The 13,515-nt window shown below is 37.6% G+C and carries 9 protein-coding genes; 5 read left to right on the top strand and 4 right to left on the bottom strand.

Going from position 1 to position 13,515, the window contains the following annotated elements; genetic code table 11:
* Positions 1-140: 140 nt before the first annotated feature.
* The 4 genes from nifJ to QZX60_RS03280 all read left to right on the top strand — a co-directional run bounded on the left by nifJ (position 141) and on the right by QZX60_RS03280 (position 7,582).
* Entirely contained in the window at positions 141-3,656 is a 3,516-nt protein-coding gene (nifJ, locus tag QZX60_RS03265) for a pyruvate:ferredoxin (flavodoxin) oxidoreductase (RefSeq protein ID WP_295361352.1), read from the top strand.
* Positions 3,657-3,822: 166 nt separating this feature from the next.
* A complete protein-coding gene (locus QZX60_RS03270; RefSeq protein WP_295361354.1) occupies positions 3,823-5,022 on the top strand; it encodes an isocitrate/isopropylmalate family dehydrogenase in 1,200 nt (399 codons plus the stop codon).
* Positions 5,023-5,030: 8 nt separating this feature from the next.
* Positions 5,031-6,893, top strand: a complete 1,863-nt coding sequence (locus tag QZX60_RS03275; protein ID WP_295361357.1) for a TIGR03960 family B12-binding radical SAM protein — start codon at positions 5,031-5,033, stop codon at positions 6,891-6,893.
* A complete protein-coding gene (locus QZX60_RS03280; protein ID WP_295361360.1) occupies positions 6,890-7,582 on the top strand; it encodes a TIGR03936 family radical SAM-associated protein in 693 nt (230 codons plus the stop codon). Before QZX60_RS03275 ends, QZX60_RS03280 begins: the two co-directional genes overlap by 4 nt.
* A 64-nt stretch (positions 7,583-7,646) precedes the next feature.
* Here QZX60_RS03280 and QZX60_RS03285 read toward each other — a convergent pair whose 3' ends face one another.
* From QZX60_RS03285 to QZX60_RS03300, 4 genes are all read right to left on the bottom strand, one after another.
* Positions 7,647-8,060: an amino acid-binding protein gene (locus tag QZX60_RS03285; RefSeq protein WP_295361363.1), complete on the bottom strand. Its 414-nt coding sequence runs from the start codon at positions 8,058-8,060 to the stop codon at positions 7,647-7,649.
* 11 nt (positions 8,061-8,071) lie between these two features.
* The gene (locus tag QZX60_RS03290) at positions 8,072-9,370 is read right to left on the bottom strand and encodes a phenylacetate--CoA ligase family protein (RefSeq protein WP_173447150.1); all 1,299 of its coding nucleotides are present in this window, start codon (positions 9,368-9,370) and stop codon (positions 8,072-8,074) included.
* A 19-nt stretch (positions 9,371-9,389) separates the two neighbouring features.
* Entirely contained in the window at positions 9,390-11,069 is a 1,680-nt protein-coding gene (locus QZX60_RS03295; RefSeq protein ID WP_295361369.1) for a glutamine--tRNA ligase/YqeY domain fusion protein, read from the bottom strand.
* A 72-nt stretch (positions 11,070-11,141) separates the two neighbouring features.
* A complete protein-coding gene (locus tag QZX60_RS03300; protein ID WP_295361372.1) occupies positions 11,142-12,194 on the bottom strand; it encodes a tyrosine-type recombinase/integrase in 1,053 nt (350 codons plus the stop codon).
* Between the two features lie 178 nt (positions 12,195-12,372).
* Here QZX60_RS03300 and QZX60_RS03305 point away from each other — a divergent pair, with 178 nt between their 5' ends.
* Complete coding sequence (locus tag QZX60_RS03305; protein WP_295361374.1) at positions 12,373-13,437, top strand: S1C family serine protease; 1,065 nt, start codon at positions 12,373-12,375, stop codon at positions 13,435-13,437.
* The last annotated feature ends 78 nt before the right edge of the window (positions 13,438-13,515 follow it).

The raw sequence follows: 13,515 nt of genomic DNA on the forward strand, positions 1-13,515 counted from the left end.
TTTGTAGGGGAGATATATCAAAAAAATATCTTTAAATTAAACTGTATATTTTTTGCTATTATGATATAATTATTTGTAGTAAAGATGCTTTAAAAAGTGTTTTTAATGTTTATTAATTAATTTTCAAAGAGGAGGAAAATATGTCCAAAAAAATGATGACGATGGATGGTAACGAAGCTGCGGCACACGTTGCTTACGCTTTTACCGAAGTCGCTGGGATTTTCCCAATCACACCGTCTTCACCAATGGCAGAACATGTTGATGCATGGGCTGCAGCTGGCAGAAAGAACATTTTTGGTGAAACCGTTAAGGTCTCAGAAATGGAATCTGAAGGCGGCGCAGCTGGTACTGTTCATGGTTCTCTTCAAGCTGGAGCTTTGACGACTACCTTCACTGCTTCACAAGGTCTGCTCTTGATGATTCCAAACATGTATAAGATTGCTGGTGAATTACTGCCAGGGGTTTTCCATGTTTCTGCTCGTACATTAGCAGCACATTCATTATGTATCTTTGGTGATCAAGGAGACGTAATGGCTTGCCGTCAGACTGGTTTTGCACTTTTAGCTTCAGGATCAGTTCAGGAAGTTATGGATATCGGTGGTGTTGCACACTTAGCTGCAATTAAATCGAGAATTCCTTTCTTACATTTCTTTGATGGGTTCAGAACTTCACATGAAATTCAAAAAGTTGAAGTTATGGATTATGATGTTTTCAAAGATTTAGTAGATTGGGATGCTGTTCAGGAATTCCGTAACAGAGCATTAAATCCAGAACATCCAGTTACGCGCGGTACTGCTCAAAATGGAGATGTTTTCTTCCAAGCAAAAGAAGCTGCTAACAAATTCTACGATGCAGTTCCTGAAATTGTTGAAGATTACTTACAGAAAATCTCTAAGGTAACCGGTCGTGAATATCACTTGTTTAATTATTATGGTGATCCTAATGCAGAACATGTTATTGTTGCAATGGGTTCAATCACAGACACAATTGAAGAAACCATCGATTACTTGGCAGCAAAGGGCGAAAAAGTTGGTGTTGTAAAAGTTCACCTTTACAGACCTTTCGCAAAAGATTACTTAATGAAAGCTATTCCGAAAACAGCTAAGGTTATTACTGTTTTGGATAGAACAAAAGAACCTGGCGCACTTGGCAATCCGCTTTATCAAGATGTCTGCACAGCATTCTATGGCGAAGAAAATGCGCCTAAGATTATTGGCGGCATTTATGGTTTAGGTTCAAAAGATACAACTTCAAGCGATATCAAGGCTGTATTTGATAATATGAACGAAGCTGAACCGAAAGATCAGTTCACACTTGCAATTAATGATGATTTGACCCATCGTAATCTGGAAGTTAAAGAAGAAATCAATACAATTCCGGAAGGCACAACAAGTTGTAAATTCTGGGGTCTTGGTTCTGACGGTACAGTCGGCGCTAATAAATCTGCAATCAAGATTATCGGTGACAATACTGATCTTTATGCTCAAGGTTACTTCGATTATGACTCGAAGAAATCTGGTGGGATTACATGCTCACACTTAAGATTCGGCAAAAAGCCAATCAAATCACCTTATTTAATTAACCAAGCAGATTTCATTTCTTGCTCAACAGAATCTTATGTCCATCAGTATGACTTGCTGAAAGGACTGAAAAAAGGCGGCGTTTTCCTGCTGAACACTGTTTGGACACCTGAAGAAATCAACGAAGAATTCCCGGCTTCTATGAAACGTTATATTGCACAGAACGATATTCAGTTCTATACAATTAACGCAACAAAAGCTGCAGAAGACATTGGTTTGGGCCGTCGTACAAACATGATTATGCAGGCTGCCTTCTTCAAATTAGCTGATATTATTCCTATTGAAGATGCAGTTAAATATTCTAAGGCTTCAATCAAGAAGACATATGGCCACAAAGGCGACAAGATTGTTCAGATGAACTATCAGGCTGTTGATGCAGGGGTTGACCCGGATATCTTGAAGAAATTCGATGTCCCAGCAGATTGGGCAAACGCTCAGGATGAACCTGCTAAACCTGATACTGATCCTAAATTTGTTCACGACATTGTCAGACCAATTGGCCGCTTCGAAGGCGATACGATTCCAGTATCCGCGTTTGAAGGATATGAAGACGGTACATGGATGGCTGGCACTTCCGCATACGAAAAACGTGGTATTGCCGTTAATGTACCGAAATGGGATATTTCAAAATGTATCCAGTGTAACCAGTGTGCATTTGTCTGCCCACACGCTGCAATTCGTCCGGTTCTCGTAACAGAAGACGAAAAAGCAAAGGCACCAGCTGGCTTTGAAACAAAGAAAGCTATCGGCAAACAGTTATCTGATCTTGAATTCAGAATTCAGGTTGATGTCATGGATTGTACTGGTTGCGGAAACTGTGTTGATGCATGTATCGCAAAAGAAAAAGCATTAACTATGGTTCCAATCCATGAAGAAATGGATCAGGTTGAAAACTGGGATTACGCTGTAACTGTTCCTGTCAAAGATGACAGAATGGACAAATACTCTGTTAAAGGCAGCCAGTTCTGCCAGCCATTGCTCGAATTCTCTGGCGCATGTGCAGGTTGTGGTGAAACACCATACATCAAGACCATTACTCAACTCTATGGCGATAGAATGATGATTGCGAACGCAACAGGTTGTTCATCAATTTGGGGCGCTTCTGCACCAGCTTCTCCATATTGCACCAATGCTAAGGGACAAGGCCCAACATTCGCAAACTCTCTGTTTGAAGATAATGCTGAATTTGGTTTTGGTATGCTGCAGGGTACAAAAGCAATTAGAAATACAATTGCTGATTACTTAACAGATATTAAAGAAGCTGCACCGGCTGATTTAGCTGAAGCTATTGATGCTTGGATTGCTGGCAAAGATGATGGGGATGCTTCAAAGGCAGCCGCACCGGCTTTGAAGGCAGCTTTAGATAAATTCGAAGCACCTGCAGAATTAGCTGATAAGGTTAAATTCGTAAAGGACAACAGCGATCACTTTGTCAAGAAATCCATCTGGATCATTGGTGGTGACGGCTGGGCATACGATATCGGTTATGGCGGATTAGACCATGTCCTGGCATCCAAAGAAGATATCAACGTCTTTGTTCTAGATACAGAAGTTTACTCCAATACCGGTGGTCAGGCATCTAAATCTACACCTACAGCTGCAATTGCCGAATTTGCTGCTGCTGGCGAAAGAGTCAAGAAAAAGGATTTAGGTATGATGGCTGCAACTTACGGATACGTCTATGTTGCTCAAGTTGCCATCGGCGCTGATAAGAACCAGTTCATTAAAGTTCTGAAAGAAGCAGAAGCTTATAAAGGACCTTCTTTGATCATTGGTTATGCACCATGTATCAACCACGGTATCAAAGGTGGCATGGGTAAAACGCCAACTCACGAAAAACTTGCTGTTGAATGTGGCTATTGGGATCTCTATCACTTCAATCCTGAAGCAGAACATCCGTTCTCGCTTGATAGCAAAGCACCTGACTTCAGTAAGTTCCAAGACTTCATTATGTCTGAAGTTCGTTACAATTCTCTTCGTCGTGGATTCCCAGATATTGCTGACAAACTTTATGAACAGACTCAAAAAGAAGCCGAAGAACGTTATAATGGCTATGTAAAAAGAAACGAAAAATAACAATTAGTTATTTACGTCTTTTCAAATTCCACTCACTGATATTCAGTGAGTGGAATTTTTTTATTTGTTTTCAGTCTTATTTTCTACATAAATATTTAAACCTATGGTACAATTAACTTTATCAGATTGATGTGTAGACATTAAATTAAATAAGGAGACAAATACTATGATTAGTCAAGAAGAGCTTAAAGCTGCACAAGATAAATTTAATAAAATAATTGAAGAACAATTGACAAGAATTGATGCGATGAAATCAGAAGGTGATTTTATCGATTATTCCAAGAAAGACCATATCGAAATTGGTGTAGTTGGCGGTGATGGCATTGGCCCATTTATTACAAAAGAAGCTCAGCGTGTTTTAGAATTTTTATTGAAAAAAGATATTGAATCCAATCGTGTAACAATTAGAAACATTGACGGATTAACAATAGAAAATCGTGCTGCTTGCCACAAAGCTATACCAGATGACGTATTGGCAGAGTTAAAAGAATGCGATGTCATCCTGAAAGGACCAACCACAACACCGAGAAAAGGTGACAAATGGCCAAATATCGAATCAGCCAATGTCGCAATGAGAAAAGAATTGGATTTGTTTGCAAATTTACGCCCGGTTAAAATTCCTGAAGAAGGTGTAGATTGGACATTTTTCCGTGAAAACACAGAAGGCGGTTATGCGGTTGGGTCTGAAGGTGTCAACGTCAATGATGATTTAGCAATTGACTTTACCGTAACTACTCAGCCGGGAAGTGAACGCATTATCCGCGCTGCATTTGATTATGCTCAGAAATCAGGGAAGAAAAAAGTCACAGTCGTTACGAAAGCAAATGTTATCAAAACCACTGACGGCAAATTCTTAGACACAGCTAAAGAAATTGCAAAAGAATACCCTGATGTTGAAATGGATGACTGGTACATCGACATCATGACGGCCAAATTGGTCGATCCTAAACGTAGACAACAATTTAAAGTAGTCGTACTGCCTAATTTATATGGAGATATTATTACAGACGAAGCCGCCGAATTACAGGGTGGAGTAGGAACAGCAGGATCTGCAAATATTGGAAAGAAACACGCTATGTTTGAAGCTATTCATGGTTCTGCACCGAGAATGGTTGATGAAGGACGTGCGCAGTATGCTGACCCAAGCTCAATCATTAAAGCGGCTGGTATGTTGTTAGATTATATTGGATATACGGAAGAAGCAGAAAAACTTTCAAAGGCATTGCAGATTTGTTCAGAATACGAAAAGAAGGTTGTTTTAACTGGACGTTCTGACGGCGGTACTGGAGAAGAATTTGCGAATTACTTGATGGAAACTTTGTCAAGAGATGATCTTGAAGAATATTATTCTTCTTTTAATAAATAATATTACGGATGACGAATAACAAAGAGTTTATCGAAAATTACATTTTACCGCGGGTAAAAAAACCAATTACTTATCAGGGAAACGAAATTAATTCGATTCATAAGGATTTAAATCGAGTTTCAGTTCGTTTTGCATTTGCTTTTCCAGATACGTATGAAATTGGCATGTCTCATCTTGGCATGAAAATTCTCTATAGCTTAATTAATTCCGTTCCTGAATTTTATTGTGAACGTGTCTTTGCACCTTGGCTTGATATGGAAGCCCAATTACGAGAAAATCATGTCCCTTTATATGCACTTGAATCGATGGATCCGATAAAATCATTTGATTTTATCGGATTTACACTTCAATACGAGATGTCCTATACCAATGTTTTAAATATGTTGGATCTTGCAGGGCTCCCTATTCTTGCGTCAAATCGAAGCGATGACGATCCCATCGTAATTGGCGGTGGACCGTGTGTATGCAACCCAGAACCTCTGGCTTCTTTTTTTGATTGTTTTTTAATCGGAGAAGGGGAAGAGCAATTATTAGAAATATTAAAAGACTACGAACAATACAAGAAGCAGTCTAAAAATTTTTCAAAGCAGGATTGGCTTATTCATATTGCTCAAACTTACGAAGGTATATACGTGCCTTCGTTATATGAAGCTTCGTATTTTGATGATGGAACTTTATCTGATTTTCATCCAATCGTTCCAAACATTCCTAAAGTCATCAAGAAACAATTCATTAAGGATCTTAATCGTGTTTATTATCCTAAAGAATTAGTCATGCCATATCATGAGAGTGTCCAGGATCGTATTCCATATGAAATCTTTCGCGGCTGTGGCAGAGGATGCCGCTTTTGTCAGGCCGGTATGATCTATCGACCGATCAGAGATAAAAGCGTTGATTGTATTGAAGAAGGCATTCAAACACTGTTGGATACTACTGGCTACGATGAGATTACACTTTTGTCTTTAAGTACGAGTGATTATCCGCATATTGAAGAATTAGCTGCTGATTTATTAAACAAATACAAAGATAAACACATCACTGTTTCTTTGCCTTCACTTCGTCTCGATTCGGTTTCAGCAGATGTGTTAGAACAGTTGCAAACCGCGCGAAAAACTGGATTGACTTTTGCTCCAGAAGCAGGAACTCAGCGGTTACGCGATGTCATCAATAAAAACGTCACAGAAGAAAATTTGATGCAAACAGCTACAAACTTTTTTGATCGAGGCTGGAATCGCATAAAATTGTATTTCATGCTGGGGCTTCCGACTGAAACACTTGAAGACATTGAGGGAATTGCGGATCTAGCTGAAAAAGTTGTCGAACGTTACGACAATACAATTGATTCAAACCGTAGAAAAAGATGCCAAGTAACTGTTAGTACATCAGGATTTGTCCCTAAGCCATTTACACCTTTCCAGTGGTTTGGCCAAAATTCCATTGAACAATTTAAAGAAAAACAAACATATTTAAAGCAAAGAATCACGAATAAAAGCATTAAATATAATTGGTCAGAACCTATTCTCAGCTTTTACGAGGCAGTATTGGCAAGAGGAGATCGTCGGTTAGGAAAAGTTTTACAACGCGCATGGGAGTTGGGTTGTAAATTTGATAGCTGGCATGAATGTTTTCAACAGGATGCGTGGGAGCAAGCATTTAATGATACTGGTATGGATTCAGCCTTTTACGCCAATCGCCATCGAAATTTAGATGAGAAATTCCCTTGGGATTTTATAGATATGGGTGTAAGGAAATCATTTTTAATTAAGGATTTGGAAAGAGCACAGGCTGCTTCATCAACACCTTATTGCAGAAAAGGCTGTGCAAACTGTGGAATCATGCAATTCGATCCAAAATGGAGATGCCACTCATGAGTAATGATCAGACACCAATAATGACGATGCGTTTTAAATTTAAGAGAACCTCATCGCTAAGATTCCTCTCTCATCTTGATCAGCAATCTACATTTCAGCGTGCATTCAGAAGAGCGAAAATTCCATTTGCCTATTCCAATGGATTCCATGCGCATCCGAAACTTTCATTCGCATTGGCTCTTTCTGTTGGCATGACCTCTTCTTCCGAGTACGCAGATCTTCGTTTAACAGAAGAAGTCAATCCAAGCAAATTTGTTTCAGCAGTCAATGCGTCCTTACCGGATGGGCTTAAGATATTAGATGCGAAACTGATAAAAGGGAAAGTTAATTCATTATCTGCATCAATAAAAAGTTCATCGTATCGTATAAAAATTTTAGATCACAAATACGATAAATTGCTATCAGATGAGATCCAAAATTATTTAAATCAAAACGAAATTTTGGTGGAGAAAAGAAATAAAAAGGGAAGGCTTCAGATGATTGACGCGCGCCCTTTCATTAAACAATTTTCTGTCTTTCAAGATGATCATGATGACTTGCAATTTAATCTTAGTCTCAATTATCAAGATCAAAAAACCATTAAACCAACGATTATTTTGCGTTCTTTTGAAACCTTTGCTCACCGTGAATTCGGAGACGATTTGCTTTGGCAAGTTCACAGAGAAAATTTAGAACTTAGTTCAAAATAAAAAATAGCCCTTAATAGAAAATTATCTCTATTAAGGGCTAAATATTTATCATAGTAAATACGATTTATTGATTGATCACATACTCACTGTGACTAATAAGATCATATGCTTTTTCTTGATCAGATGTCGCTAAAACAAGCATATAGGGTGCACCTGTTTTGGCATAGGGATAGGCATAATCAACATTGATGTCATTAGCCGCCAATAAATGAAATATTTTGTTCATCATGCCTGGCTCGTTAACTGGCTCAATAACCATCACATCTTTAATGCGGACAACCTTACCATTTTCCCTAAATAATTCAACTGTTTCATAAGGCTTATCTACAATTAATCTTAAAATCGCATATTCTTGCGAGTCGTACACAAATAATGCGAGAATGTTGATATCATTTTTAGCTAATATATCCGTCGCAGCCGCCAAATGACCAACTTTATTTTCAATAAAAACTGATATTTGTTTTACCATTGAGATCATGTTATTCACCCTCATTCTTTTCTTTTATCAATAACTCGAACAGCTTTTCCTTTTGAAGCTTCCATGCTAAGGGGTTCGACAAGATGAATTGTCGGATGAATGCCAAGAACAGTGTGTAGTCTTTCTTGAACTGTTTTTAATAAATTATCCAAGCTAGATGCGGTATCGAGTAAAGAAGAGTCTGTGACTTCTACATCAATATCCATTTTGTCAAGATAACCTTTTTTACTTACAGTAATCAAATAATTGCTGCCGATTCCTTCTGTCGACAAAAGGACTTCTTCGATCTGAGATGGGAAGACATTAACACCACTGATGATCAACATATCATCAGTACGGCCGGTGATTTTTGACATTCGCATAGTAGTGCGTCCACATTCGCATGGCGAAGAATCTAAACTTGTGATATCTTTTGTTCGGTATCTTAATACAGGTGTGGCTTGACGGAATAGGGGAGTGACAACTAATTCTCCCTTTTCACCTTCCGGCAAAACTTCTCCTGTTTGGGGATCAATGATTTCGCAAATAAAGTAATCTTCATTAATATGCATGCCATGAAGCGCAGGACATTCTCCAGATACGCCTGGGCCGCCTAATTCTGACATCCCATAATTTTCATACGCGTGCATACCCCAATTTTCGTTGAGTTTTTTCCGCATTGCTTCTGTCGAAGGTTCACTGCCTAAAACACCATACTTAACTTTTAAATCATTTACTGGATCAAGACCAAGTGATTGGGCTACTTCTGACAAATGCAATGCATACGATGGCGTAGCAATGAGCGCTGTCACACCCCAGTCTTTCATAATTTTAATTTGTTTTTTCGAATTGCCGCTAGACATCGGTACTACAGCAGCGCCCACTTTTTCTAATCCCTGATGGAGACCTAATGCACCTGTAAATAAGCCGTATCCAAAAGCAATTTGTGCCGTATCATGATACGTCACACCAGCCATTGAAACAATTCTAGCAATGCATTCTTTCCACACTTTCATATCGTGTTTTGTATAACCGACAACCGTGGGATTGCCCGTTGTACCAGATGAAGCGTGGTAGCGTACAATTTTTTCTTTCGGAACAGCAAAAAGTCCAAATGGATAATGATTGCGAAAATCATCCTTCGTTGTAAAAGGAATTTTTGAAAGATCATCTAACGTTTGGATATCTTCTGGGACGATTCCTGCTTCTTTAAATTTTTCTTGATAAAAAGGAACGTTCTGATAAGCGTACTGGACAGTCTGTTTTAATTTTTTCGTTTGAATCAATCGAATTTCTTCGCGATCCAGAGTCTCTTTTGTTGACCAGATCATTATTTCTATTTTCTCCTATTTATTTTTTCTTAGGTGGACGCCATTTGCTTTTTAATGGAACAACCTGATTAAACACGGGATGCGCTGGTTTAGAATATTTCGGATCTACCGAAAAATACCCACACCGCACAAATTGTGCTTTTTCGAAGGGTTTCATGTTGATTGCTTCCGGTTCTGCATATCCATGACATACTTCAAGAGAATTCGGATTTATCTTTTCGATGATATTATCGAGCGTATAGCGGGAATCATCTTTTAACAGGGAATCAAACAAGTGAATTTCGACAGGTTTTCCTTCTGTCGCAGACACCCAATGAATTGTACCTTTTACTTTCCTGCCTTTGAAACCTGTTCCGCATTTTGTTTCAGGATCATAAGTACATTTAAGTTCAATGACATTGCCATCTTTATCTTCGACATAATCTTGACAGGTGATAAAATACGCACCACGGAAACGGACTTCATTACCTGGATAGAGTCTAAAATACTTTTTAACAGGTTCTTTCATAAAATCAGACTGTTCAACATAAAGTTCACGGGTAAATGGAACTTTATGCGTTCCCATTTCTTCGACGTCTTGGTTGGTTTCAATCGTTAACCATTCAACTTTGTCTTCAGGCCAATTTGTAATCGTCACTTTAAGAGGATGAAGAACACAGTTATAACGTGGTGCCTTTGTCTTCAAATCATCTCGAATAAAATGTTCCAACATGGCGGTATCAACCGTCGAATTCGCTTTTGCGACACCAATTTCTTCACAGAAATTTTGGATAGCTTCCGGAGTGTAGCCGCGGCGTCTAAGACCCGAAATGGTAGCCAGTCTTGGATCGTCCCATCCATCAATGACGCCTTCATCAACCAATTTTTTGATGTAGCGTTTGCCCATGATCGTTTTACTCAAATTAAGCTTAGCAAATTCTATTTGACGTGGCGGTTCATGTTGAAATTCATCTAAATTTTCTAAAAACCAATTGTATAATGGGCGATGATCTTCAAATTCAAGGGTGCATAATGAATGTGTAATCCCTTCAATGGCATCTTCTACTGGATGTGCAAAATCATACATTGGATAAACGTGCCATTCTTTGTTCAAAGTCGGGTGTACCATGTGACGGACTCGATAAATAATAGGGTCACGCATATTCATATTAGGGTTAGCCATATCGATTTTCGCGCGCAGAACTTTTTCACCTTCAGCCACTTTGCCGTCGATCATATCTTGAAACAGCTGCATATTTTCTTCAATTGTACGATTTCGATACGGGCTTTCAACTCCAGGAGAGGTCAGAGTCCCTCGAGTTTTCTTTATGGTTTCCATATCCTGATCGTCAACGTATGCAATACCTTTTCTAATATATTCCTTTGCAAATTCAATCATTTTCGGGAAATAAGATGAAGCAAAAAATTCATTTTCACCCCATTCAATACCGAGCCATTTTAAATCTTTTTTAATGGCATCGACATATTCCATGTCTTCCTTTTCTGGATTCGTATCATCAAAACGAAGATTAAACGTGCCATGGTATTTTAATGCAGTTCTATAATTTAACAATGATGATTTTGCATGACCAATATGAAGATAGCCATTTGGTTCAGGCGGGAAACGAGTATGAACACGATTGTTGGCATAAATCCCGTCTTCTAAATCTTTATCAATATAACTAAAAATAAAATTACTTTCTTTTTCTTTATCGTTCAATTGAAGCTCCTATATGTGTTCATTTTTTATATTGTATTTTACCATAAAATCCCGCTAATATCTTACGGTTATTTAAGAATGATCGGATTTTTCAAAATATGATGATAATGGATTTTTATATACTGCATTTCTGACATCATCATCTTCAATATGCGTATAAATCTCTGTCGTGGAAACATTCTCGTGTCCTAAAACCTTTTGAAGTGTTCGGATATCGATTTGACCGTATTTATACATTAATGTTGCTGCAGTGTGCCGCAATTTGTGAACAGTAAATTTATTTGAATCTAATCCTGCCTTTTGGATATTTTTATTAACCATTACTTCAACCATCCGATTCGAAATGCCCTTTCCGCGGCTGCTCAAAAACAGATGATCTTCTTTTTCGGTAATACCTTCGTCACCATTGTCCTGATTGCTTTCTGATTCATCACAATCATCTTTTTTCGCTGCGTTTATTTTTTCTTCTGCTTTCTTAAGCTGTTGTTCTCTGACAGGAAGGTAATCCTTTATTGCATTAACACAGGCATCGTTCATCATAATGTCTCTTTCTTTATTACCTTTTCCAACAACATGTAATGTTTCATCTTGAATATCCTGAATTCGTAAATTTGTTAATTCTGATAAGCGAAGGCCGCAATTTAGAAATAGGGTAATGATTGCTAAATCTCTTTCTTTATTTCGGCCGTCCACAGCATTCAATAAACTTAATGCTTCGTCTAAGGTGAGATAAATCGGATCTCTTTTTTTAGCTTTTGGTACTTCTAGATTTTGTGTTGGGTCATTTATTTTTTCCTGCATAATATTAATCTCGAAATGATAAAAAGAACGAATAGCAGCAGTTTTTCGTTTCCGCGTAGTATCTCCATTACTGCGTTCGGTAGCGCTATACGATAAAAAAGCATATATATCGACTAATTGAACTTCTGACAATAGAGTAGGGGATACGAAATTAATAGATGTTTCATCTAATAAATCATCTTCTTTAATTTTACCGAAACGTACAAGAATAAAATGAAGAAACTGCTTCAAATCATTTTTATAAGAACGAACTGTATTTTCAGAGTATCCTTTTACTGATAAAAGGTAATTACAATAGTCATCCAATATATTATTTCTCTCCATGATATTAATAGCCTCGCTGTTATTTCGTGATAATAATATTATACGCAAAAAGCATAAAAACATAAGATAAAAATAAAATTAACTTAATTTCTATTTACATTAAAGCTTTTTTCTATAACATAAAATAAAATTCGGAAGGAGAAACAAGAAAGCTTAGTTCTTATTGTAATTTATCAAAATGAAGAATAACGATTTTACTTATGACCAAAACAATCAAAACAACTATTATGATTACCAGTATGACTTTACCGACGGTTCCAATGATCCAAATTCTCAAAACAGCTTTAAACCGGGAAAAAAGCCCAAACGCTCTTTAAAAACAAAACTGCTTGTTTTTATTTGTTTGATAGTTGGTTTTTTAGGTGGATTAGGTGGAAACTTTTTGTATCAAGCTATTTCATCGAGCCAAAGTTCCTCGTTTGTTTATAAAGCTGCAAATCATGTTACAACAACATCCACATCTTCATCTTCATCTAGCGAATTAACGACAGAAGAAATTGCCAAAAAAGCTAGCCCATCAGTTGTGTCCATTACAACAGAATCAAAAACAACATCTTCATTTTATGGAGATTATGTAACTCAAGGCGCCGGATCTGGTGTCATTATTTCAACGGATGGCTATATTGTAACTTGTGAACATGTCGTTTCCGATGCAACGACAATTAAAGTAACGACTTCGGATAATAAGTCCTATGATGCTACTGTCGTTGGGACAGATGCTTCTTCAGATATTGCATTAATTAAAATAAACGCAAGTAATTTGACAGCAGCCGTAATCGGCGATTCAAGTAAATTAACCACCGGTGAAAAGGCAGTCGCTATTGGAAATCCTTTAGGTACATTGTCAGGCACTGTTACAGAAGGCATCGTTTCAGCTACTGCGCGAAACATTACCATCGACGGGAGAAAAATGAGTTTAGTTCAAACATCAGCACAGGTTAGCCCTGGAAACTCTGGAGGTGGTTTGTTTAACAAATACGGCGAATTAATTGGTATCGTTGAGTCAAAATCATCATCTGATACAAATGCAGAAGGTCTTGGATTTGCTGTTCCGTCAAATAAAGCTATTTCTGTTGCAGATACATTGAAGAAAAATCAAAATAGCAGCAACAGCAGCTCATCATCTAATTCATCATCAGAAAATTCATCTTCGCTTTACGATAATCAGCAAAACGATGAAGACAGTAATTCCAATAGCAGTTCTAGAAATTCATTATACAATTTTTTCAATTCTATTTTTTAAAAAATAATAGTGAATAATGCAAAATGATATGTACCCTCTTTACTGGACAAACCAGTAAGGAGGGTATTTTTAATGCGA

Source organism: uncultured Pseudoramibacter sp., from assembly GCF_903789625.1.
GTDB classification, from domain to species: Bacteria; Bacillota; Clostridia; order Eubacteriales; family Eubacteriaceae; genus Pseudoramibacter; species Pseudoramibacter fermentans.